This is a genomic window from Chitinophaga sp. Ak27, from assembly GCF_012726295.1.
In the GTDB taxonomy this organism is placed as follows: Bacteria; Bacteroidota; Bacteroidia; order Chitinophagales; family Chitinophagaceae; genus Chitinophaga.
This window is the reverse complement of record NZ_JABAOB010000005.1, coordinates 372865-395722: the sequence shown is the minus strand read 5'-3', so window position 1 is coordinate 395722 and position 22858 is coordinate 372865. Positions and strand designations below refer to the sequence as shown.

19 protein-coding genes and 3 tRNA genes are annotated in these 22858 nt (G+C 46.4%); 12 read left to right on the top strand and 10 right to left on the bottom strand.

The genetic code is table 11. The features are described 5' to 3' along the window. The first annotated feature begins 31 nt into the window (after positions 1-31). The 3 genes from HGH90_RS18970 to HGH90_RS18960 all read left to right on the top strand — a co-directional run bounded on the left by HGH90_RS18970 (position 32) and on the right by HGH90_RS18960 (position 3259). Complete coding sequence (locus HGH90_RS18970; RefSeq protein WP_169191711.1) at positions 32-1102, top strand: glycosyltransferase family A protein; 1071 nt, start codon at positions 32-34, stop codon at positions 1100-1102. Between the two features lie 61 nt (positions 1103-1163). Next, positions 1164-1862 carry a dTMP kinase gene (tmk, locus tag HGH90_RS18965; protein ID WP_169191710.1) on the top strand — a complete coding sequence of 233 codons (699 nt, stop codon included), beginning with the start codon at positions 1164-1166 and terminating at the stop codon, positions 1860-1862. A gap of 230 nt (positions 1863-2092) precedes the next feature. After that, the gene (locus tag HGH90_RS18960; RefSeq protein ID WP_168764827.1) at positions 2093-3259 is read left to right on the top strand and encodes a glycoside hydrolase family 76 protein; all 1167 of its coding nucleotides are present in this window, start codon (positions 2093-2095) and stop codon (positions 3257-3259) included. A 35-nt stretch (positions 3260-3294) separates the two neighbouring features. Here HGH90_RS18960 and recB read toward each other — a convergent pair whose 3' ends face one another. From recB to recD, 3 genes are read right to left on the bottom strand one after another with little or no spacing between them, the layout of a single operon-like run. Continuing rightward, on the bottom strand, positions 3295-6744 hold the full coding sequence (recB, locus tag HGH90_RS18955) for an exodeoxyribonuclease V subunit beta (RefSeq protein WP_169191709.1): 3450 nt from the start codon (positions 6742-6744) through the stop codon (positions 3295-3297). Further along, positions 6744-9950, bottom strand: a complete 3207-nt coding sequence (recC, locus tag HGH90_RS18950; RefSeq protein ID WP_169191708.1) for an exodeoxyribonuclease V subunit gamma — start codon at positions 9948-9950, stop codon at positions 6744-6746. The genes recB and recC overlap by 1 nt, the downstream gene beginning before the upstream one ends. A 45-nt stretch (positions 9951-9995) precedes the next feature. After that, complete coding sequence (recD, locus tag HGH90_RS18945) at positions 9996-11813, bottom strand: exodeoxyribonuclease V subunit alpha (RefSeq protein WP_211172657.1); 1818 nt, start codon at positions 11811-11813, stop codon at positions 9996-9998. A gap of 109 nt (positions 11814-11922) precedes the next feature. Between recD and HGH90_RS18940 the strand changes: the two genes are divergently transcribed. After that, positions 11923-12477, top strand: a complete 555-nt coding sequence (locus HGH90_RS18940) for a hypothetical protein (RefSeq protein ID WP_169191707.1) — start codon at positions 11923-11925, stop codon at positions 12475-12477. A 31-nt stretch (positions 12478-12508) separates the two neighbouring features. Beyond that, positions 12509-12904: an aminoacyl-tRNA hydrolase gene (gene pth2 / locus HGH90_RS18935; protein WP_168764823.1), complete on the top strand. Its 396-nt coding sequence runs from the start codon at positions 12509-12511 to the stop codon at positions 12902-12904. Here the strand turns inward: pth2 and HGH90_RS18930 are convergent. The 5 genes from HGH90_RS18930 to HGH90_RS18910 form a co-directional block, all read right to left on the bottom strand. Then, complete coding sequence (locus tag HGH90_RS18930) at positions 12901-13110, bottom strand: YwbE family protein (protein WP_145662520.1); 210 nt, start codon at positions 13108-13110, stop codon at positions 12901-12903. The two genes, pth2 and HGH90_RS18930, sit on opposite strands and share 4 nt — an antisense overlap. A gap of 75 nt (positions 13111-13185) precedes the next feature. Next, the gene (locus HGH90_RS18925; protein ID WP_168764822.1) at positions 13186-14280 is read right to left on the bottom strand and encodes a slipin family protein; all 1095 of its coding nucleotides are present in this window, start codon (positions 14278-14280) and stop codon (positions 13186-13188) included. Between the two features lie 521 nt (positions 14281-14801). Further along, positions 14802-14886, bottom strand: a tRNA-Tyr gene (locus tag HGH90_RS18920). Positions 14887-14890: 4 nt separating this feature from the next. Then, a tRNA-His gene (locus tag HGH90_RS18915) sits at positions 14891-14962 on the bottom strand. 10 nt (positions 14963-14972) lie between these two features. Further along, positions 14973-15045: transfer RNA gene (locus tag HGH90_RS18910), tRNA-Ile, on the bottom strand. A gap of 1044 nt (positions 15046-16089) precedes the next feature. On the opposite strand from HGH90_RS18910, the gene HGH90_RS18905 reads away from it, so the two are divergent. The 3 genes from HGH90_RS18905 to HGH90_RS18900 all read left to right on the top strand — a co-directional run bounded on the left by HGH90_RS18905 (position 16090) and on the right by HGH90_RS18900 (position 17162). After that, the gene (locus HGH90_RS18905; RefSeq protein WP_168764821.1) at positions 16090-16494 is read left to right on the top strand and encodes a response regulator transcription factor; all 405 of its coding nucleotides are present in this window, start codon (positions 16090-16092) and stop codon (positions 16492-16494) included. A gap of 124 nt (positions 16495-16618) precedes the next feature. After that, on the top strand, positions 16619-16753 hold the full coding sequence (locus tag HGH90_RS32000) for a hypothetical protein (protein ID WP_262888596.1): 135 nt from the start codon (positions 16619-16621) through the stop codon (positions 16751-16753). Between the two features lie 133 nt (positions 16754-16886). Continuing rightward, positions 16887-17162 carry a hypothetical protein gene (locus HGH90_RS18900; protein ID WP_168764820.1) on the top strand — a complete coding sequence of 92 codons (276 nt, stop codon included), beginning with the start codon at positions 16887-16889 and terminating at the stop codon, positions 17160-17162. Between the two features lie 48 nt (positions 17163-17210). Here the strand turns inward: HGH90_RS18900 and HGH90_RS18895 are convergent, their stop codons facing one another. Next, entirely contained in the window at positions 17211-17498 is a 288-nt protein-coding gene (locus HGH90_RS18895; protein ID WP_168764819.1) for a hypothetical protein, read from the bottom strand. 230 nt (positions 17499-17728) lie between these two features. Here HGH90_RS18895 and HGH90_RS18890 point away from each other — a divergent pair, with 230 nt between their 5' ends. The 3 genes from HGH90_RS18890 (at position 17729) to HGH90_RS18880 (ending at position 19336) form a co-directional block, all read left to right on the top strand. Next, positions 17729-18454, top strand: coding sequence for a hypothetical protein (locus tag HGH90_RS18890; RefSeq protein ID WP_169191706.1), 726 nt, complete (start codon positions 17729-17731; stop codon positions 18452-18454). 72 nt (positions 18455-18526) lie between these two features. Next, on the top strand, positions 18527-19012 hold the full coding sequence (locus HGH90_RS18885; RefSeq protein WP_169191705.1) for a sigma factor-like helix-turn-helix DNA-binding protein: 486 nt from the start codon (positions 18527-18529) through the stop codon (positions 19010-19012). 9 nt (positions 19013-19021) lie between these two features. Next, positions 19022-19336 carry a hypothetical protein gene (locus HGH90_RS18880; protein ID WP_168764816.1) on the top strand — a complete coding sequence of 105 codons (315 nt, stop codon included), beginning with the start codon at positions 19022-19024 and terminating at the stop codon, positions 19334-19336. Between the two features lie 94 nt (positions 19337-19430). On the opposite strand, the gene HGH90_RS18875 is transcribed toward HGH90_RS18880, so the two are convergent. Next, positions 19431-21278 (bottom strand): ABC transporter ATP-binding protein, encoded by a 1848-nt coding sequence (locus HGH90_RS18875; protein ID WP_247679908.1) that lies wholly within the window; start codon positions 21276-21278, stop codon positions 19431-19433. A gap of 343 nt (positions 21279-21621) precedes the next feature. Here HGH90_RS18875 and HGH90_RS18870 point away from each other — a divergent pair, with 343 nt between their 5' ends. Next, on the top strand, positions 21622-22842 hold the full coding sequence (locus tag HGH90_RS18870; RefSeq protein WP_169191704.1) for a glycosyltransferase family 87 protein: 1221 nt from the start codon (positions 21622-21624) through the stop codon (positions 22840-22842). The last annotated feature ends 16 nt before the right edge of the window (positions 22843-22858 follow it).

The window sequence follows — 22858 nt, the reverse complement described above, 5'->3', positions numbered from 1 at the left end:
GCAACACAGGATATCCTTCTGTACAGTATGTATGAACAGGACTATACATCTTAAGGAAACCTTTATCCGTAACATCCAGGATAACATGGAGTACGGAAACATTGAATTCATTTTGCTCGACTACGGCTCCAGGGATGATATGTATGAATGGGCACAAACAGCATTGTCATCTTACATCGATGCTGGACTCGTAAGCTACTACCGGACTACCACTCCCCTGTTTTTTCATATGAGCCATTCCAAAAACATGGCGTTCAGGCTGGGCTCTGGCGATATTTTATGTGGTATTGATGCAGATAATTATACCGGTGCCGGTTTTGCAGCTTATGTGAATGAGCAGTTTAACCGGGAAGAGGAAATATTTATGGCGCCACCACGTATTGCCACTGATAGAAAATGGTGGGATGTACAAGGCCGGATATGTGTAAGAAAAGAAGACTTCCATCAACTGAGAGGCTATGACGAAAAGGTGGTGGAATACGGATTTGAAGACCAGGATCTCAAAAGCCGGCTGGAAGCCATAGGACGCAAGAGAGCCACTATTAAAGAAGAACGTTTTTTACACGCAATTACCCATGATAATAGTCTGCGTATTGCCGACAGCTTATCTGGAAAGAGCGGGAAAGACTTGTTCATGGCTTGTATTGGAGAGCAGATGGCGGAGATTATCTATCTCCAGGAAAATAATATCTTTGAAAAATTTCTCGTTGCCAGCGACTCCCTGACAGACAATGATCTGAAACACTCTATGCTGCATCCCAGGAAAAGGGAAACAGGGCTATATCATCAGGATGACCAACAGCTACTACTTTACCGGGAAACCGGGAAGCCTTTCCAGACCCTAACTTACCAAACTCCCGACCACCTGGTGTCAGATAATCAACACCATTTTCATCGGATCAAAGCTGATTTGCAGCGCCAGAACTTTCTTCTGAAAAGGGCCATCTATATGGGTAAAAGGATATTTTCAGATAACAAAAGCAAAAGAAGCCCCGTCAATGAATCCGGTTTTGGCGAGGGGATCATTTATAAGAATTTCGGGAATACCGCTATACACCTCGGAGCGATAAGCGCGCTATCTGAGAATTCTACGGCCTGGTAAGCGATTTGGATTTGCTCCAAACTTTACTAACTTCGCGGAGTTCCTTAACTCAGGTTTTATAATGAAAGAAAGCAATAAGTTTATAGCGGTCGAAGGTTTAGATGGCGCTGGAAAATCAACACAGATAGAGCGTTTAACAGAATACCTGGAATCTAAAAATCAGAAAACAAAATTCGTTCACTTTCCCAGAAGTAGTCAGGGTGTTTTTGGTGAGCTTATTGCTAAGTTTTTACGCGGTGAATTTGGAGATGTTAAACAGGTACATCCCCAGCTGGTAGCGCTCTTGTTTGCGGAAGACCGTAAAGCATTTGCTGCTACGATCAATGAATGGCTCCGTGATGGCTACTTTGTGTTGGTAGACCGGTACGTGCTATCCAACATTGCTTTCCAATGCGCCAAACTTCATACCGACGATGAAAAGGCCTACCTGAGAAAATGGATCCTGGAGTTTGAATACGAGTACAACCAAATCCCTCAACCACAGTTTTCAATATACCTGGACGTTCCCTTTTCTTTTGTAGAAGCAGCATTGTCTAAAAGAAGGGCTAATGAAAGCCGGGAATATCTCCAGGGAAAAGATGACATCCATGAGAAGGACTCCTCCCTGCAGCAGGCTGTAAAGAAAGAATACGAAGCTATGCTTGCAATAGATCATACTATCAACAGCATTCACTGTGCTAACGATACCGGCCAGATGAAGTCCGTAGAAGATATTCATGCAGAAATTGTACAGCTGGTGAATGGTCAGTTACAGCTGTAATAGATTTATACGATAGATAGCCCCCAAAAGTTCGTTGCTTTTGGGGGCTTTTTAATTTTTTTCTTTCCCTGTAAGTAATTCCTCCTCCTAAACCTGTCCTGACTTAATGGATACCTGTGTAAACCCGGTTCCATTGTATACGCATATTGCCTGTACCGACGGGCAATGGCTTTCGTATTGACTGGCCCTGTTTCAACCTGATCTCTTTATTCTACAAAAACAGCAAAAACATGAAAATTCCACATTCCCGCAACAAATGTATGGCGGCCCTATTGCTGGCATTGACTATTTCCGGATGCCAGAAAAAAGAAATGACGCTGAAAGACAGCAGTTCCCTCAGTACTAAAACCACCGGCACGGTAACGATCAACTCCGTACAACCGGTAAAATCGGAGGCACTGCTGGCCATGCAGTGCTACAATAATGCATTTTATCACCAGTATGGCACCTATGGCCCATCCTACAAGGCCTATTACTATTCAGATGTAACGCAAAGTGGCCGCATGGATTTCTGGCGCCAGGCGGAGGCTATCGAAACGCTCATCGACGCCTATACAATTAGCAACGACACAGACCTTAAAAACAAAATGGTATACCTCTATAACGGTATGAGAGATGCCTATGGACTGCTGTGGTCTTCCAATATCTATAACGACGATGTGATCTGGGGCGCCCTGATGTGTATCCGGGCTTTCCAGATTACCAATGATGGCGGGATGAAGGATATGGCAAAAAACAATTTTGATATGGTATGGGCCCGCGCCTGGGATACCAGCCTGGGAGGCGGGTTGTGGTGGACTACCGCCAATAATACCAAGAACGCCTGTGTGAACGCTCCCGCAGCTATTTGCGCGATGTACCTGTACCAGGCTACCGGCGATGCCGGTTATCGCGATAAAGCCAAACTGATTGTGGACTGGATGGTGAGCAAATTATACGTATCCGGTACCGGCGAAGTGAAAGGAGCTATTAATGCCGGAGGCACCATTACAGAAGGCGCCCGTACCTATACCCAGGGAACTTTCATTGGCGCGTGCAATATGCTGCAAGGCGTTTACCCCTCCAATAATTATAAAGCTATGGGAGCTAAAGCGATGGACTATACGAAAAACAGTATGTGTAACGCGCAAGGCTTATTGCCAGACGAATACGACAACGACGACTGCCAGGGATTTAAAGCCATTTTTGCGCGCTGGGCCTGCAAGTTTGTGCATGACCAGGGCTACCAGGGCACCTATGCTTCGTGGCTTAACTATAATGCTGCTGAAGCCTGGAACTATCGCAACTCCAACGGCCTGATGTGGGGGCAGTGGTGGCATCGGACGCCGGATAACTATGTGAACTCCTTTGAAACTACCTGTGGTATTGCCATGATGAATGGCGTATGGCTATTTTAAGCATCCAACCGGCGGCAGTTAATGCTGCTGCCGGTTTATTTTGTTAATAATCTTTCCAGTCGCTGTATTTTGTTGAGTGCAGGCTTGGTGGTATAGAACCCATACCCCGCATTATTCCTTACGCCCCGTACAAAACAATAGATAATCCCGCCAAACTGGCTATGATAGTCAAAATTAGGTAAACGGCTTTCCAGGTATTTCTTCACGGCCACGGTATAAATAAAGTATTGCAGGTGATAATTATTTTCATTCATGGCTGCTGCCAGACCTGTGGCATCATAGTCCGCAATGCTGTTGCCCAGGTAGTTCGACTTCCAGTCGAGAATATAATACTTACCGCCGTGTTCAAAGAACAGGTCAATTTTCCCGTTCATAATGCCTTCCAGCTCCTGGCTGCTATATTCCGAAAAGCGCCGGATGCTTACGCTCACCTCATCGTCCGAAAGCTGGTTGAGTAGGTTGGATTGGAATACAGGCACCGGGAAATCGAATTCAAATTCTGCGAGGCGTTGATTTCGCCCAACGGAAGCCAGCTGGAAGCTGGTGCCTCCTACCTGGATGGTGCTGTACATTACATGCTGTAGCATTTCGTGTAACCGTTCGAGGTATAGTTCTCTATGACCCGGTACAAATCGGCGGATGGCCTCTTCCAGCCAGTATTCCCATTTGCTGCTATCCGCGAAATTGATACTTTCAAAAATGAAGTGCAGCAGGTTTCCTGTTTTAGCACCCCGGCGAAGGGTGGTAAAAATGAAGTTATCGTAAGGATCGGTTTGCTGAAAAGACCTTATCCGGGGCCGATGCTCTGCTTTGGCCGCCAGCATGGTATAACTCATTTTGCGCCAGTTTTGTTCCAGCAGGCGAAAGCTGACCGAAGTGCGGTTCACTGCCAGCTGACCTTTGGTAATTTGCTGGCGATAATTTTCTTCCGGGGCTGTCGGCACAGGGGCGTTTAGGTCAATCAAGCTGGTATCCAGCACGGTAGTAATGCCTGGAATGACCGCCTGCTCCGGGCTGATTTTTTTTAGCTCTTTCAGGAAGATAGCCAGGGAAGAATCGTTGAACCTGGCGTAGCTATTTTTAAACAGGTAACACTTGTACACCGCGCGGGTAATGGCTACGTAAATGAGGCGGCGATTTTCCTGCTCTTGTTGTTGCTGGTAAGCCGCCAGTTGTTCTTCGGAGAGACGGGAACGCTGCGTGCTTAAGTAGTCGCCGGTTACCGGGTCGCGGAAGCTGACCAGCTCTATGTTTTGTTGTTCTACAAAATCCAGGAAAGGCGCCATCACGATCTTGTATTCCAGGCCTTTACTTTTATGGATGGTGACAATATTGACGGCTTCCTCATCGCTTTCCACGCGCTGTGCGTACTCGTCGCCATCGGTGGTCATACCATCTATACCGCGTTTGAGCCAGGAAATGAGGTCACGCATCGACAGGTTCTTGCGGCTCTGTACCTGGTGTACCAGTTCCGACAACTGGTAAAGGTTAGTGATAATGCGTTCGCCGTTTTCTACAGCCCCATCCAGTAATACATGACGTACACTGAAATCGGAGATGAACTCCATGAGGGCGGTGTAGGCGCCGTCGCGTTGCCAGAGGGTACGGTATTTGGCAAACAGGTCCAGCATAATTTCATCGTCCAGCTTCAGGATGGTATGGGCGTTATAGCCAGTGAACGATCCCAACAAGGCACGGTTAATGGATGACCGGTCGGGCGTTTCCATGGCTTCCAACAGGTGTAGCAGCTGTTGCGCTTCTCCCGTTCTCAATACCCTGGCCTCGTCTATCGTTACGGCGGGGATACCCAGCTTCGCCAGTGCGTGCTTGATATCTTTCCCTTCCTGACCGGTACGCACCAATATGCCGATATCTGAAGGGGTGATGGAGCGGGTGCCCTTATCGGTGGTGATGTGATAGTCTTTGTTCAACAAGAGTTGCGCTACCTGGGCTGCTACAGCGGTACAAACACTTTCTTTCTTCTCACAGGTAATGACTGCTATGGGCACTTCTTTGTCTCGGCCTTTAAACAGGTGGCCTTTGCTGTTGTTAGCGGGACTATTCACCTGGATATAGTCGATGCTATTGGCTTCCTGTCCGAAGTGGAAGGTATCGAAATCAGGTGTTGGTTTAAAAAAGAGATTCATGGCGCGGATCAGGTTTTCTGAAGAGCGGAAATTCTGGTCCATGTCGTAGATCTGCTGTACGCCATTACGGGCCTTGAAATAGGTGAAAATGTCGGCTTTACGCCAGGCATAAATGCTTTGCTTGGGATCGCCGATGTAGAACAGGATGGTGTTTTGACCGAACGCCTGGTTAAATATTTCAAACTGTTCACGGTCGGTATCCTGGAACTCATCTACGAAAACCGCCCTGTACTTATTTTGCAGGGAGGCTGCCAATGCAGGATTTTCATTTTTTACCAGCGCTGTGTGGAGATTGTTGATCAGGTCATCGTAACCCATCATGTTGCTGCGTTCCTTAAACAGGCGTACCTGCTCTCCCACTTCTTTGATGGCGGTATAAAAGACCTGCCTGCGTATGGCCTGTTGCTGCAAGGTAAGCTGGTGGCGCATTTCTTCTATCTTGTCCAGTTCTTCCAGTATATCAGGAAAAACGGCCGCTATATATTTCGCATCTTTTTTTTCCAGGATCTTTTTTACCAGTAACTCCGGCTGTGTTACCAGCGCCGGCCAATCTTTTTTGGTATACCGGTTAGCGAGACAAGCAGTTTCTAGTTGCGCACTATGTGCGGTAATCCAGTCGTATAGCGCTTCTATAGCAGTCTGTATTTTCGCTGTTTGTTGTGCTATTTCCTGGAGCCAGTTGTCCTGCTGCGCTTCGCTGATGGTATCGGGAATATCTTCTGTATAGCCGATATATTTCTTACCGCTCAGATGTTCCTGGATTACCTGCTGCATGTCCGGTTTCATCTTTTCATCCCAGATGTTTTCCAGCAGCTCCGTTTTAAGTGTGGTAATATTTCTGCGCCAGAATTTATTCAATTCATTTTCTACGATGGGAGTAAGATCGGGCACCATTTGCGCGCCAAACAGTTGGTTGGTTTCAAAGGCGTACTCATTCAGTGTTTGCTGGCAAAAGCCGTGGATGGTTAATACGGCCGTTTCATCGAGCAGCAGGATCGCATCGCGTAATAGTTGTTGTGTGGGGATCGGATCTTCCGGATCAATCACATCCAGTACCAGGTTGAAGATGGTTTCGTCGGGAATATCTTTACCTAGGCTGGCTTTATAGGCCTGGCGAATAAAAAGGCGGATCCTTTCTTCCAGCTCTGCTACCGCAGCGCGGGTGAAGGTCACCATCAGAATCTCTTTGATGGATAGCTTTTGTTCCAGTATTAGTCGCAGTACCAGGATGGCAATGGAATAGGTTTTACCCGTTCCGGCGCTGGCCTCAATGAGGTTGCTGCCTTCCAGTGGCGCTTTTATGGCATCGAATGGTTTATATATGTTGCTATCGATCATTACTGTTTATCTGGTGTTTCAAAATAAGCGGGCAACAAGATTGCCAGGGGCGTTATCAGCAGCTCATAAATATCGAGAAAGCTGACAAGCGCCGCTTCTCCATCAAAAAAACCCTGTTCATATGCCTGTGCGATGTATGGGTCGGGCGATTCCTGCCTTTCCACCAGGCTGCTCAGCTTTGTGGTGAATTTTTTCAAATCCAACGTGAGCAAGTCTTTGGCGGTAATCTCCAGGTCAGGGTAAAATGCCACCATCTGGTTAAACCCGGTTTTAAATACCCGGATAATGTTAGTCAGCCGGCGAATGGCCTCCTCCTGGGTGATTGCTACCGCCTGGAATGCATCTTCTTTTTTGGTGCCGGAAATAAAGCACAGGTCCGTAGCGATGCCAGCGGCCCTGGCGGCAAGATAACGGAGATAAGCCTCTATGAGGTATTTGCTTTCCCGCTTCGACCAGGATATCTGTAAAACAGTATGATCAAATACCCGGATATTTCCTTTTAGCAGGCTATCGTCTATCATTATTTCAACGGGTAGCCGCCTTTCAGTAGCACCCTGGGTACAGGCTTCGTAGAGATTACGTACCGGCACCACCTGGTCTTCCATCCGGTGAATGGCCACTGAGGCCATATTCCGCAACGGAAGTTTCCCTTTTTTGACCATGCTTCCCTGGAGCGTGCTTTGCACAGGCACTGGCACCGGCAACAGCTCGTTTTTGATCGACCATTGCTGCAGTTTATTCAGGTCGAAGATTTCAGTTTCGCTGAGCAGCAGCTGGTTGTCGTTATACCGGATGCCCAATACCTTGTTGTAATACGCCCTAACAGGGTTTTTAAAGAAGCTGATCAGCTCATCCAGCGTAATTTCTTCGAAGGTTAAAGGGCTGGCGGTTTTATTTTCGTTGAGAAATGATTTGCCAGCAGTTGTTTTGGCGCTCAGATAAGAAAACAGGCGTTCGTCTGTGCCTGCATACTTTCTACTGAAACTTTGAAGTGGTTGCAGCGTTACCAGCCGTTGCCGCACGGTTTCCGGCGAGGGAGTACCGGCCTCGATATAATCTATCAGCTCATCTACCAGGGCCGAAGGTGGAAGGTCCGCATTGTCTTTGGCATTTTTTCCGAGATAGCTGATATACAGGTATTCCCGGGCAGAGAGCAAGGTTTCAAGGAACAGATGTTTATCATTTTCCTTAACATTACGATCGCCTTTCTGCCGGTTTTCTTCCATGAGGTTAAAGCTGGATTTATTTTCCCGGCGGGGAAACTTATCGTAGTTCAATCCCATTAAAGCCACTATCTTAAAGGGAATACTACGCATGGGAATGAGCGAGCAGAAAGTAATGCCGCCGTTTACGAAAAGCCCAGCGCGGGTGCTGCCGGTAAGGGTATCCAGGAAGCTATGGCTAAACACCTCAAAAGTTACCTTTTCACTCATGAACTCATTGAGTGCATTGTAGGTGGTAAGTTGTTTTACCAGCGTGTTATAGTCTTCGTCTATATCTTCAACAGGCTCGAATACCATATTGTGCAGTACTCTTTCTGTATAGGCCACCCATTCTACAATGGTACGGGGACGCCGCCTGTCGAGGATCGACGACATCAGCACCTCTGCAAAGTGGCAGAACCGGATCACGTCATGCGCATCGCTGCCTTCGGTGATATCCAGGGGGAAAAAGCTGTCTTCCCCCATGCCATATTCTTCTTCTCCGCTCATGCAAATGCCGTACATAATGCGTTGTATGCCGTACTGCCAGCTTACAAAATGCGTTTCGTCCTTTTTCTGCCCGTTGATACCAAAGCGGATATTGGCCGCTTCTATAATCCGGCGGATCTGTACCGGATCGGTAAGGTTGAAACGTTTGCGGATATACGAAAAGTCGAGCAACTGCACCACTGCCTCCGACTTAAACGATTCCTCGCTCATGGTGAGGATGGCATGCAGGGCATTGAAGATATTGTCGTTGTCGGTATAGCTTTCGTCGGCAATAGTGTAGCGGAAGGTGTAAGGAGCATTGTTGAATACCGCCTTGATATAGGGGGCATAGGCATCTATATCGCTGACCATCACCACGATATCACGGGGCGACAATGCTTCTTTCCGCTGGGCCACCAGGTGTACCAGGTAATTATACAATACTTCCACTTCCCGGGCAACGGTATAGCAGGCGTTGATAGTGATTGAACCATCTGTGATATTCTGCGCGGTGAGTGGCAGCCGGTCGGAAGGCGCTGCCGCGGAAAAGATATCGTGCTGGATTTTATGCAGCAGGGTATCGGTACCTGGTTCCACCGATTCAATTTCCTCATAGCCATTAATAAAGGCATCATAGGCAAAGAAGAGGCTGAAGCTATCTTGGATAATCCTGCCCCAGCCGGTGAGGAGGGCATTGCCGGCTTTATTGTTATCCAATTCATTGAGTCCTTTCTGACGCCAGCGGGCCAGCTGTTTTTCGTTACGGTCATCAAACCAAAATACGCCTGGCGCAGGGTTGATGATATGGAAATGTACGTCGATATAGGACGACAGCTCGTGCAATATCTTCACGTGATAGGCCGTAATAATGGAGAGGCCAAACAGGTGAATAACGGGCATGCGGCTGGTGAGTGCCGATTTGTTATGGCCGGTATTGTGTAAGGTGTCGAGAATATAGTTGCCCACGATGGTTTTGTCGGGCAGGGCGCCGCCCGAGAGCTGTTTTACCTTTACCCACAGCCAATGCTGCCAGCCTGCGCTGGCAAGTTCAGGGGTATTGGTATAGGTCCATGCCTGGATCATTTCCGGACGGTATACCTGGTACTGGTCAAATAAGTCGGCTACTTTTTCCGCCAGAGCCATGCGTTTCAGGTCACTTTCTCCATTTTGATCGGCATAGTAAGCAGCTACCTTAGGGAATTTAGCCATAAACTCCTCCTGCCCCAGCAGCTTAAATACCAGCCAGCTAAGGTTTTGGGGAGAAAGTACTTCAGAATATGGCCCGCCCAGCAATACATACAGCTGGTACAACAGGTCGTTGGGCTTGAGGAAGCGGCAATTGGCCGCTATACCCAAACGGTCTGCCAACTGGAGTTTGAGCCAGTTGTTCATACCTTCTGTTTGTGTGATAATATAATGAGGTTGAAACACACTGTTGCCCGCATCCTGCAGGTCTTGTGCCAGTCCGGATGATAAGCTGTTCAGTGAATTTGAAACCTTTAAAAACAATGCCATTGATAAGTCCTTTGTTTACACTCCGCCATTCCCGAAGCATGTTATTTAATCTGCATTCTCTGCCACTTCCATGAACCGGGCCGCAATTCCCGAGGCTCTTTCCACGAAACGTTCCGCTGCCATTAGTATTACTTCCGGCGACCCCTGTACGTATACTTTATGCCTGGCCCTGCTCACGGCAGTGTATAATAATTCCCGCGTGAGAATAGGGACATCGGTGGTATCCGGTAATAATACCAATACTTCCCCGAACTCCGACCCCTGACTTTTATGGATGGTCATGGCGAAGGCGGTTTCTGCCTGGGTAAGGTAGCCGGGTAATACGGCTTTCAACGCGCCGGTGCTGTCTTCAAACCAGGCCATGAGCACCCCGTTTTCATCAGCACGGATAATGCCGGTATCGCCGTTGAACAAGCCATGTTCATAATAGTTACGGGTGAGGATCACCGGGCGGTTTTCATAAAACTCGCTGTGTGCGGTAATTAGCTGCTTATCGTATAAATATTTTTCAATTTGCTTGTTAACCGTATAAAGTCCCTGTGGGCCTTCTCTTACGGCGGTAAGTACCCGTTGCGCATTTAATAATTTTAGCGCAGTAGCAATGTCGCGTTCCTGGATAAAAGTGGCGTAGCGGCCTATAAAGTCTTCAAATAATTTTTCATCCGCGCTGGGGTCTATGACTACCTGTTCATCTGCCGAAGGCGGAAAAAAAGACTGGATAACAGGTACCTGGTTAGCGATAATGGCTTTACTGAATTTGCCAATGCCTGTGTTGCCAGTAAAACGATGGCTGCGCCGCAGTTCTACCAGGTGTTGAAACAAGGGATGATGGCTCTCTTGTTGCTCCTGCGCCGCCGGGATATGGCGCTGCTCATCGGCAATAAAGCTATTGATAAAGCGGTGTCTTTCTGTGCTGAAGCCGTTGAGGGACTCCTGTGCCTGGCAAAGATCGCCAAACAAACTACCTGCCTCCACAGAGGCGAGCTGGTCTTTGTCGCCCAATAAAATCAGGCGGGTATCCGGATGGATGGCATCCAGCAGCTTGGCGAACAGTGCTACATCTATCATAGAACATTCGTCTACGATAACAACATCGTAGTTGAGGGGATTGGTTTTATCGTGCCGGAAGTACGGACTGCCACTGATAGATTTCAAGAGACGGTGAATAGTGGCGGGTTGTAGCTGCCTAAATTGCTGACTAATGGAAGCATCTACCTCCAGGTTGGTATTACGGAGACTTTCCGCCATACGGGCGGCAGCTTTACCGGTAGGTGCTGCCAGGGCCACTTTCAGCCGGGGATCGGCAGCAAACAGGATCGCCAGTATTTTAGCTACGGTGGTAGTTTTGCCGGTACCGGGTCCCCCGGTGATAATCGTAAAATTATTCAATACGCCGGTGATAGCAGCGGCCAGTTGCCAGTCGGCAGGATCGCTGCCATCGTTGAGAATGCCGCCGGCAAATAATTTACTGATCAGCGGTTGCTGGTTTTGCAGTAAAGTCATTCTTTCCGGCAGTAGTGTTTTTTCCGTGGCCAGAAATGCTTTGATGCGTTGCAGGAAGTTGGTTTCATACCTGAAATAGCGTTGCAGGTAGAGGCGGTCCTGGTATACCACAAACGGCTGTTTATCGTTGCCCTGAAGCCCGACCAATGGAATACTTTCCAATATTTCTTTCCCGGTTTCTATTTTCTGGTAAGATTCCGGAAGATTTTCCCGTTCTTCTTTTATTTTATCAAGATGAAGACAGATATGGCCTTCGCTGCCTTTTTTTGATAATAAGTAAGCATACGGCTTCAGTGCTGGTATATCGAAATACTCAGCAAATTGTTGGTGTACATCGTTTAGGGTGGATATGTTTCGCATTCTTTCAGGCCACTTGAAAAGATTAAAATACAACTTTTTCTGCTTCATTAGAAAGCGCTGTATATTGCAAAAATACGTAACCTATACACTGTATACAATGTCCCAAAAAATGAAGGCGGTCTGCGCATTATTATTGTTTTCCTGTTTGCGTGTAGCCGCCCAGGAAGAAGGTTGGAGAAAACCGGGTCAATTAAAAGCAAATCTTTCCCTGTTAGGCGTTGGCGCCAATTATGAATTACGATTGTTGAAATATACCACGCTCAACCTGGAAGCAGGCGTTGAACTGGGCCTGGCGTATTCGAGCAATAGTTATAGTTACTTTGAGGATGATCATTGGGCTTATGCGGCCGTACCCGTTTTTTCAGGAGAAGTAAGGCAGTATTATGGTATTGCCCGACGGATAGCCAAAGGGAAGAAAGTAAATAACAATGCGGGAAGCTTTGTAAGCATTACCGCAGGGACGGTAACGGCGCCTCTTTTTTCGAAGAACTTTGCAACAGGCACCTATGGTTTTGTAACACCCGCCTGGGGCATGCAACGCAGCTGGGGAAATCATATCAACTTCGAAGGCCGCTTTGGCTGGATGTTTACGCCACGTAACTATTACAACGATGCTGCTCATTACCTGAGCATACGGCTCAGCGTAGGTTATGTGATATGGTAATTTTGTACATTCGCTGCTTAAATCGTGACATATGTCGTCCAGGATAGTTAAGCAGGTAATTGTGATGCGCAAGGATTTAAACATGCGCAAGGGGAAAATGATTGCCCAGGGGGCGCATGCATCTATTGCCTTTCTTACCCGCCATGCTACCATAGAAGGCTATACGCTGCAAACGAACTTAAGAAACCCCGAAGAGGTGTCGGAATGGATGACGAAAGGGTTTACCAAAATTTGTTTGTCGGTCGATTCAGAAGAAGAGCTGGAGCGGGTGTATCAGCAAGCCGTGGAGGATGGACTGAATGCTACTTTGATAACAGATTCGGGGTTAACGGAATTTGGAGGCGTGCCTACGAAAACCTGTTGTGCTATCGGTCCTAACCTCAATGAGGCGATAGACCGCATCACCAAAGATCTGAAGCTGCTTTAGTCTTCGTCGCCTACTACGTCTGTTTCTACTACCCGGCCTATTTGGCCATCTTCCAGCCGCACTTTAATACCGCGGGAGTGGTAGGCGGCCGAGGTGAGTAAATCTTTCACAATGCCGTAGGTTTTTTTACCGCTGCGTTGGTCTTTTTTCAGGATGATGGCTACTTCCAGTCCTGGATAAATATCTTTTCTATATTGTCCGTCCATAAGGCAAAGTTAGTTTTTTACCCAGAAAGCAAAAAGATAACAAGCGGGCGCATCAAATTTGATGCACCCGTTGTTCTATTTAGGGATAAATATTTGCCTCAATTGATCTATCAGCACGCCGTTTCCGCTCAGGCTGATGCTGTTGATTTTTTCAGCGATCTTTTCCACATACTCCATCTCCTTCAGCTTAAACAGCATGGGGTTGTCTTCCATTAGTTTGGCTGTATTCAGCAAGCTCCTGGTGCTGGCAGTTTCTTCCCGGCGCATGATGATGTTGGCCTGCGCCTTCTTTTCGGCTACCAGTACCTGGTTCATGATTTCCTTCACATCGCCTGGCAGGATGATGTCGCGGATACCGAAGGTATGCAGGGTAATACCCAGGTTTTCAGCCTTGTCGCTTACTGCCTTCATAATGAAAGGCGCCAGGGCATCTTTCTTTTCCAGCAATTCATCGAAATGCAAGGTGGCGATGTATTCTCTCAGCGCGAGCTGGAACAACACATACAGTTGCCTTTCATATTCTTTGTTTTGCAGGATGGCCTTGTTGATATCTGCTACCTGGTATTGTGCCCATGCGTTGATACGCAGGGCAGCTTTGTCTTTGGTCAGGATTTCCTGGCCGTTGATTTCCAGCTGCATCTGCCGCATATCAATTTTGCTGATGGCGATAGAGATATTATTTCTCCACCAGGAATAGATGCCGGGATACAAGGTAGTGGCGTATTTACCATCTACTAACATCACTGCCTGTTCGTAATTTTCTACGTTGAACGTTCTTACGAAAGGTGCTACCAGCCGGTGACTCAAGGTAGACCGGTCTATATTTTCGGTGATGGCGATCTTAGAGATGTCGGCTCTAACAAACTTATAGTCAATCATGTTTTTCCAGAAAGTATATCTTCCGGCGGTCAGTACCTGCTTCAGTAAACCGTTTTCATAGTGCAGCACAATTTCAGTTTCGCTTACTTCCACTACGTGCAAAGCGACTCTGACGTCGCTGTCTTGCAGCAATATGTTTAATTCAATGGGGGCTACAAAAGGTTTGTTGATATCATAGATCTGAGCATCTTCGTTAATCAGCCAGTGACGACCTTCTGTCAGCATTCGCTGGTATACGCCGTTCTTGAATATCAATCCTCTTTCGTAGGCATTGATGGTAACTCTTTTCATTTTTTTGTTTTTTGGGGTTCATTAAAAAAAGCCAGGAGTGTTGTCCGATGAGGGTGCACGGAGGCAGTGATTCAACAGCTATCCCTGCATCAGTTGGGGCGGAAGTGCCAAGTGATGGGAGATAACAGCCGAAGCGATTGCCTGCTGGTGTTTACTCATTTGCCGTTATCATCCTTTTGATGAAGTGGCAGGGCTTACAGCCCTGGCTTTTGTTGGTTGTCTGGATTTCAAGTCCATGTTGTTTTTAAGGATTGTCAGTCCTCTGTTTTGACCTTTCCTATAAAGGAAGACATGTCTATTGCTCTTCCTACTGAGCTACCGCCTATACAGGCGGACAGGAATCGAACCTGCGACCCATAGATGATGGCGAGCATAGTGCCTGTGAAGCAACAGCATACAGCGCGTTACTACGGCTGCACTGCGGGGCTATCTGAAACCCTCGCCTGGTTTGCTTGGTGAAGGCATCGATACTCGTCTTCCCGTGAGGGAAGTTCTTTAGCAAATGCGTTGCATTTACGGAGTGTGAGTAGCAGGATTCGAACCTGCTAAGCCGTTAAGGCGATGGTTTTACAGACCATTGCGACACTCCCACGTCGCCGTACTCACGGTTGGGTGCTGGCGGGGATCGAACCCTGTTCTTCCGGTTCACAGCCGGATATTCTGCCATTGAACTACAAGCACCATGAAAATAGTTGACCAGACCGGATTTGAACCGGTAGCCTGCTGCGTATAAGGCAGTCGCTCTCACCATTGAGCTACTGGTCAGCGTGTGGCCTATGCACACTTTGGGGTCCTCACTATACGAGTGAGTAATGGATGAAGGCCGGGTTTACGTTGGTTAAATTGTCCTATAACCTTTTGCTATATTGACTTTTACCAATTTAGGGGCAATAAAAAAGCCGGTCGTTCGTCACGACCGGCTTTCTGTTCAGCATAACCTTTGGTTAGGTTCGTTGACAACTCGGTCGTTGAAAATAATATGTATACGTGTCTCCTATCGGTAACTGTTGTTTACCGCTGTGGTGACCAAATGATATGTATTGAATGCGCATTTGCATGTTTAAAATCTATTTTAAGCACAAATAAAAAGCCCCGCAATCTCTTGCGGGGCTTGTGTTATATCGAATTCGTTTTATCAACTATTCAGTAGCATAACATGCCCCGCCATTAGCATAGCCCCCTTTGTGGCTAAACCAATTTTTTGTTTGTATATGTATAATTGAGCGGTACATGTTTATGATTTTTTTAACAGTGCAAAGATGAATATATTTTTTTAATATCTCCAAAATTTTTTTAAAATATTTTTTGACTTGATAAATGTGTGGGTGCTTTTTACGTGTACACTTTATCGTTAGGTAGTTACTAAAAGGCTACTAACAGGGATAGCGTATGGCAGATATATGTGAATGAAATGTTTGTTAATTAAGATTAACAAAAAAAGTGCGGGGATATCTATTTGATGCATGTTGTTGCATAAAAAAATATCACCACTATACGTTAGTGAAATACTAACGTTGACGAATCTACTTAAGCATTGTATTAACAAGTTAATTGTTGATGCTAAAACTGTTTACTACTGATGTTTATATCAATAATATGGAATCAGTTTTGAGAGATGCTTTTAAAAATAGTAGTTAAGCATTCAGGTATCCTGCATAATAATTTTTTTCTTTGAAGAATTAAATAATCTGCATTCATGAGAACGCAACATAAAGTATGTTCTAAGCAACATCGCCCAATCAGTACTACAGGTATACCGATATTATCTACTAAATGCTTGCAAATTGTTAATCAAATCTAAATAAACATATGAAGTTAAGAATCCTTCACGCGGATGACGATATCCTATTTAGTGGTATTGTAAGCAGGATCCTTCGTCAGTCCGGTTTTGAGGTGTTTCATGCCGGCGATGGCGAGCAGGCATGGCTGCTTTTTAATGAAATGAGATTTGATTTTTGCTTGCTGGACGTTGTTATGCCTGGTTTAGATGGTATTCAACTGGGGAAACGAATTCGTGCTAAAGACCGGGGAGTACCTATTTGTTTTCTCTCTGGTGAAGACGGCCATTGGCTGGAAATGCAGTTGACAGGTTGTTTGTCTGGCACTGAATTTTTTTGCAAGACATTCAACATCAGAAAATTGTCAGATGTTTTACTACATTATTTTATCACACCTCCAATAATGAATCAAAATGATTCCTATCGGCAGATCTAACTATAACAAGGAAACAAGGGAAATGGCTGGTCCGGAACGGAAAAGGAAACTACCTATTTATTTGCATCGTTTAATAATCTGTTTTCTGACTAATCCCGGAGTGTTAATATCGGAAGCAGAACTTATGCTCATTGTATCGGGAGATATAAAGCGGGTATATAGTTATATATCCCGGATCAATAGGGTGTTGAAAGTGGTGGATGGAACGGTAGTGCTTCGTAATAAATATGGCAATGGGTATAGGTTGACAGAGAAATGAGGATCTTCAAATGATCAGATATTTTTAACAACTGGTTGGTCATCCTTATTAAATATTTTCCTATATTCGATTATTGTTAAGTAAACCCAATAATTGTGTTAACCATATTTTTTACCCAAAAAATCTATTAAATATGAAACTCCATAGAACATTGCACCACCCGGAAGGTGCGCGTTCATTTGCCGAATATGAAATAAGAGAAAATAACGTGTATACTACTGTTCATCACGATAACGGCTCCAGTGCCCTGCCGTGGTTCGAGATACGGGATAATAAGCTATACCCTACCACGCATCATCCGCAAGGGCGGAGCTCATTTCCCTGGTACGAAATCAGCGACAGTGCGGTGCTCACTTCTATCCACCACCCGAAAGGGAAGGATGGAATGCCATGGTTTAAAATCGTATAAGCTGAAAAGGGTTTACTGACGGAGCCTGGCCTGCTGAGCCGGGCTTTTTTATTTAAATGCCAGGATCACTATCAGCAGGTATACTGCCAGGTGCGTTACCCGGTAAATGCGGGTATCCGTTTTATCATCCAGTGTCTCATCTGCTTTTCCAGGCCACCCTACTCCAATGATAAACGCGAGGAACTGCGTAGGTAACACCGCTATCAGCGGAATGAGCCAGATAACCACCGATCCCAGCGCCACGCGCACATAACCTGCATGCAGGTGGATATACAGCAATAAGGTGAGAAAGTAGATAACGTAAATAACCAGGAGTTCGGCAAGTCGTTTTTTCATAGGAACCATAAGATAGGGAAAAATTTCTATTCCCTGGAAGAGATAAAATGAGCATTAACTTTTTTATATAAATATCTTTTTATAGCTTTTTGCAATATATGAGAGTTATTATACTTAGATTGTTGATAAGTATGCTTTAAAAGCGGTTTTATGAGTGATAAAATATTTAATAGGCTAAAGGTAGTATTAGCTGAGCGGCGCAGGCTGTTGACCCCTGTAAACATTTACCCATGCAATACCAGCAAGAAGTAAACTTATTGCGCCAGCAAATCCCAATAGGCCTACGTCATGCCCTCCAATTACTCAATAATACCAACGGCAATATCGACCAGGCGATTCACCAGTTCAAGGCCGAAATGGTAGCTATTGTCGTTGAAAAAGCAGCTGTAGCAACCGAAACAGCCGCGGAGCATTTGACCAAATGCAGTTATGATATCGCTAAAACTTTGGCCAGTATTGAAGAAGAAAGATATACCCTACCTGAAAAGATCTTACGTAGTAAAAAGAACGATAAAGAAGGGGCGTTAACGCTGCTGGCCTATAACCTGGAAAAAGAACAACAACTTCCCCGCAATTACTGGTTATTATTAGACCAGCTGCCAGCTCTCACCCCTGTGCAATATACATTGGCAGTAGTAAATGAATGGCGCGAATACCTTGACTATGAAGGGTTTGACCATGCTATCTATTTCCACCTGGATATAGTAGCACCTCAGCTGGAAACCGCGCTACGACTGCCAGAAATGGCCTACTGTCTGCAGGCTGCCAGGGTACGTAGTGATGAACTTATCGTGCACTATAAGAAAAAGCCTGTGAAGAAGGCGTCAATTCATGTGGCGAATGTAATCAACGCGGATCCCTGGTTCCTTAAGCTGGAAGGGGCCTTTGAAGCGAAGCGAGGATTAATTATAGATAGGTTGTATGAGTTGGTGGCGGCTAATTTACCGAGCCTGTAATTTCGGAGAAGCTTGGATCATTCTCTCCCTCACCATTGCAAATCCCCCCTATTCTCTCTAAATTTACCCTACATGTACACCAAAGAACAATCTCCCATATTCCACCAGCTGAAGTCATTATTTGACCTGCTATACCTGCGTCTGTGCCGATTTGCCGACCTGCTTATCTCCGATTCCGCTATAGCGGAAGATATTGTACAGGAAGTATTTATCCAGTATGCACGCCAAAAGCAAACGATTACCGACTACCCGGCTATTAAAACGTTGTTGTATACAATGGTGAAAAGCGCCTGTCGGCAACAGGAGCAGCATACCGAAACCGCCCTGCTGAAAGCAGAAGTATGGGGAGAGATTTATGGCGCCATAGCCGCATTGCCGGAAAACTGTCAACAGGTATTCCGCCTGGGTTTTATCGAGGGGGAACAAAACGATACCATTGCCAGCAGGTTAAATATCTCTATGGACGCAGTGATGCTGCAGAAGTCGAGGGCCATGGAACTCCTGCGGTTGAAGTTAACGTCAGAAACTTTCCTGGCGTTATATCTTGTTTGTTTATAAAAGTAGGATATGGAACAAGTGTATCATACATCAAGGTTAATTGTTAAGTATTGGAAGAACGCTTTGTCGCATGAAGAGCGAAAAGAGCTGCATCAATGGATGTCTGCCAGTGAGGAGAACCGGGCACTGTTTGAAGAATTAAGCCAGGAGCCAATATTGAAGAAAGAAATGGGGGAAATGGAGCAATATCACCCGCAGCAAGCCTGGCAGCGTATTTCGGGCGAGTTACTGGTAAAAAGAGAAATGCCCTGGGTAAAGGTGATATCAGGTATTGTACTGCTGTTATTGGCCATCGTATTAAAATGGTGGTATACCCACCGGTAGAGAGAATAATAGCCGGCAAACCTTCTGTTTACAGAAAGAGCATTTTATTCTCCTCCATCATATTTTAAAGAACGTTTCCCGACTAGCAAACAATCTATTTATAGCCGGCTGCCTGGAGCTCAAACAGCTCGGCATACCTACCTTTCTTATCCAGTAGTTCCTGGTGGCTCCCGATTTCTACCAGGCTTCCTTTTTCCAATACCAGTATACGGTTGGCCATGCGTACAGTAGAAAAACGGTGAGAAATCAACACGGCAGTTTTATCGCGGGTCAGTTCTGCAAAATGCAGGAATACGTTGTATTCTGCCCTGGCGTCCAGGGCGGAGGTGGGCTCATCGAGTATCAGCAGCTGGGCATCTTTCATGTAAGCCCGCGCCAGCGCTATCTTCTGCCATTCGCCCCCGGAAAGCTCTACACCCTGACTAAAGCGACGACCGAGCATCTGGTCAAAGCCATGGGGCATTTTTTCTATCAACGGATAAGCGAGGCTTTGCCTGGCCGCCTCCTCAATCATAGGCTGGTTGTGACTTTCCGTGATTTTGCCTACGGCAATATTTTGAGAAACAGTCATCTGGTAGCGTTGATAATCCTGGAAAATAACGCCCACCTGTGTACGTAATTCATTGATGTCGTATTCTCTCAAATCTACTCCATCCAGTAAAATCCGGCCTTCTACCGGATCGTATAAACGCGAAAGCAGCTTTACCAGCGTGGTTTTACCGGCGCCGTTTTCTCCTACCAGCGCCAGTTTTTCTCCGGCATGCAGGGTAAAGCTGAGGTGACGGATAGCCCACTTATCGGAATTTACATATTTAAACCCCACGTCTTCAAAAGTAAAACCCGTTTGTATAGGCCGGGGAAATGGCTTAGGACGTGCGACTGCCACCATTTTCGGCTGGATCTCAAAATATTCAAACAGGTCGCGTAAGTACAGCGCGCCCTGGGTTACGCTGGAAAACCGGATCAGGATACCCTGAAAGGTGGTGCGCAGTTGCCGGAAAGAACCTGCCAGGAAAGCCAGGTCGCCAATGCTGAGATGTCCGCGTATGGTTTGCAGGATGATGATCACATAGGCGGCATAGTAGCCGGCCGCGCCCACAAAGGCAAATACAGTACCCCAGATGGAGTCCCTCACCTGCAACACCTTTTTATCGGTATAAAATTTATCGGAAATTGCCCGGAAGCGGTCAATGAGGAAATTGGAGAGGTCAAACACCTTTACCTCTTTGGCTGTTTCATCGCTCGCGCCCAGGTAGCGGATGTAGTCCAGCTCCCGCCGGTCGGAAGTTTGTCCCCAGGCCAGCTTGTAATACAGGTCGTTGAAATGCGACTCATTCAGAAACGCCGGCACTACTGCCAGCAATAGCAACAGGATCAGCCACGGGTTGAAGATCATCAGGCCTGCCGCCAGGAAGGCAACGGTAATTACATCCTGTACCTGGCTCAATACCTGCGCCAGCAGTACTGTTCTTCCACTGGTTTGCTGCCGGGCACGCTCAAGTTTATCGTAAAATTCTGCGTCTTCAAATTGGTCCAGGTCCAACCTGGCCGCATGTTCCATGATTTTTATGGAGGTGTGGTTGGCGAAAAGATCGCCTAACAGCCCATCCAGTAAAGAAATGGCCCGGCTCAGTGCATCAGACACAATAGCCAGCGCAAATTCAATGGCTACCAGCTCCCACAGCCAGGTGGCAGAATGACTGGCATCTTTGCTCAACAGTACTACCTGGTCTATAATCAGTTTGCCTACATACAACAACGACAAAGGCATGGCCGATTGTGCCACCCGCAACAGGGTATTGGCGATGGTTAACCCCGGGCTGGTTTGCCATACCATCCGGAAAAAGGCAGGCAAATTCCGCAGCGCGGCCAGTCGTTCTTTAAAAGTCAATTCCTCGTCCTTACCCGGACGCTTTCTTCTTGCATTCATCTGTGCGCTCATACCCTTAATTTACGAAACTCTGGCGGGAAACCGCGACGTTAGGTCAGTAACAAAAAAAATGTAAATTTGGGTTCATGTGAAAAATTCGAGTGCTATGTTATTGATTATATCTGCCGTACTGATCGTATCCTGCCTGGTAATCGCAGGTACTGTTTATGCTATTAATCTGCAGTCCAGGCAATGGGCGGAATCAGAAAAATAATGTACGCCTGCGATAAGGCGTTTTTTTTCTGGAATGAACAGGTGTTTCATACCTACTGCCACATAAATATCCTCCAGCATAGGGGGGCCTCCTCCTGGCACGCGTTATACAGGCATATTGTAGCTTTAAATGATCACTGATATGCGTGAAAAAAGAAATGTGCTGACTTATTTGGCGGAGAAAGAGTGGCTGATCCTGGGACTCTGGTTTGGACTGGCCTTTCTGGGCGCCGCCCTGGAAATCTCCAGGCATAATATTAATAACTACCTTATATTTAAACAGGTCTTCTTCCATGTGTTGCATCAGCAACCACTATACGCTGCTTACCCGGCAGAATATTTTGACGTTAACCACTATGGTCCCGTATTCAGCTTCCTGATTGCTCCCTTTGCCGGACTCGACGACCGCCTTGGTGCTATGTTATGGGCATTAACCGGCGCGGCCGTACTGTTTTATGCCATCAGGCAACTCCCCCTCAGCCGCATCCAACAAAATATTATCCTGCTCTTATGTGCCCAGGAAATGATGGGCGCCAGCGGCTGGTTCCAGTTAAACCAGTTTATCGGGGCTTTTATCATCCTCACGTTTACCAATACCCTGAAAGGACGGGAAATGTGGGCCACTTTTTTAATCGCATTGGGTACGTTTACCAAGCTATATGGTATCGTGGGATTGGCATTCTTCTTTTTTAGCCCTAATCCCAGGCGCTTTATCGCCGGCTTTTTCCTGTGGAGCGCCGTATTGTTCGTATTGCCAATGGCCATTTCATCGCCGCAATATATTATGCAGGCATACCAGGATTGGTATGTAGAGTTAGTACATAAGAATGAGCAGAACGTAAACACCGCAGCGACCCTCTATCAGGATATTTCCGCCGGAGGATTCATCAAACGGGTATTTCATATTCCTTCGCTGAATGGCGCCATTATACTGATACCAGCTATTGTACTTTTCTTATTACAATATACTCAGCTCAAATACCGATATAACTCACGTTACCGCTTATACATATTATGCTCTACCCTCATGTTCCCGGTGTTGTTCAGCAGCGGCTCCGAGGCTTGCACTTATATCATTGCCTTACCTGCAGTATGTATCTGGTACGTGTTACAACCCGCCACCCGGGCAAATAACATATTCCTCTTTTTCTCCATTTTATTGGTCAGCTTCTCGCATTCCGACCTGGTAACACCCTGGGTAAGGAAAAATATAGCCACGCCATATGCCATCAAAGCCTTGCCCTGCCTGGTGTTGTGGCTGATGATTGTATACCAGGTACTTACCCGTAAGTTTTTAGTGAGAAAGGAACCAGCGCCGATACCCGCGTCTGCCAGGGAATTGCAGCCCGTGAGCCACCTGTAAAAAATTAACAAAAATC

What these genes read in the sequence shown, in the direction of transcription:
- HGH90_RS18895 (WP_168764819.1), bottom strand. Translation starts at nt 17,498, where the DNA reads ATGAAAAAACGACTTGCCGAACTCCTGGTTATTTACGTTATCTACTTT.
- HGH90_RS18880 (WP_168764816.1), top strand. Translation starts at nt 19,022, where the DNA reads ATGGAACAAGTGTATCATACATCAAGGTTAATTGTTAAGTATTGGAAG.
- HGH90_RS18960 (WP_168764827.1), top strand. Translation starts at nt 2,093, where the DNA reads ATGAAAATTCCACATTCCCGCAACAAATGTATGGCGGCCCTATTGCTG.
- HGH90_RS18940 (WP_169191707.1), top strand. Translation starts at nt 11,923, where the DNA reads ATGAAGGCGGTCTGCGCATTATTATTGTTTTCCTGTTTGCGTGTAGCC.
- HGH90_RS18890 (WP_169191706.1), top strand. Translation starts at nt 17,729, where the DNA reads ATGCAATACCAGCAAGAAGTAAACTTATTGCGCCAGCAAATCCCAATA.
- pth2 (WP_168764823.1), top strand. Translation starts at nt 12,509, where the DNA reads ATGTCGTCCAGGATAGTTAAGCAGGTAATTGTGATGCGCAAGGATTTA.
- HGH90_RS32000 (WP_262888596.1), top strand. Translation starts at nt 16,619, where the DNA reads ATGCTCATTGTATCGGGAGATATAAAGCGGGTATATAGTTATATATCC.
- HGH90_RS18970 (WP_169191711.1), top strand. Translation starts at nt 32, where the DNA reads ATGAACAGGACTATACATCTTAAGGAAACCTTTATCCGTAACATCCAG.
- HGH90_RS18875 (WP_247679908.1), bottom strand. Translation starts at nt 21,278, where the DNA reads ATGAGCGCACAGATGAATGCAAGAAGAAAGCGTCCGGGTAAGGACGAG.
- HGH90_RS18905 (WP_168764821.1), top strand. Translation starts at nt 16,090, where the DNA reads ATGAAGTTAAGAATCCTTCACGCGGATGACGATATCCTATTTAGTGGT.
- recD (WP_211172657.1), bottom strand. Translation starts at nt 11,813, where the DNA reads ATGCGAAACATATCCACCCTAAACGATGTACACCAACAATTTGCTGAG.
- recC (WP_169191708.1), bottom strand. Translation starts at nt 9,950, where the DNA reads ATGGCATTGTTTTTAAAGGTTTCAAATTCACTGAACAGCTTATCATCC.
- recB (WP_169191709.1), bottom strand. Translation starts at nt 6,744, where the DNA reads ATGATCGATAGCAACATATATAAACCATTCGATGCCATAAAAGCGCCA.
- HGH90_RS18930 (WP_145662520.1), bottom strand. Translation starts at nt 13,110, where the DNA reads ATGGACGGACAATATAGAAAAGATATTTATCCAGGACTGGAAGTAGCC.
- tmk (WP_169191710.1), top strand. Translation starts at nt 1,164, where the DNA reads ATGAAAGAAAGCAATAAGTTTATAGCGGTCGAAGGTTTAGATGGCGCT.
- HGH90_RS18900 (WP_168764820.1), top strand. Translation starts at nt 16,887, where the DNA reads ATGAAACTCCATAGAACATTGCACCACCCGGAAGGTGCGCGTTCATTT.
- HGH90_RS18925 (WP_168764822.1), bottom strand. Translation starts at nt 14,280, where the DNA reads ATGAAAAGAGTTACCATCAATGCCTACGAAAGAGGATTGATATTCAAG.
- HGH90_RS18885 (WP_169191705.1), top strand. Translation starts at nt 18,527, where the DNA reads ATGTACACCAAAGAACAATCTCCCATATTCCACCAGCTGAAGTCATTA.
- HGH90_RS18870 (WP_169191704.1), top strand. Translation starts at nt 21,622, where the DNA reads ATGCGTGAAAAAAGAAATGTGCTGACTTATTTGGCGGAGAAAGAGTGG.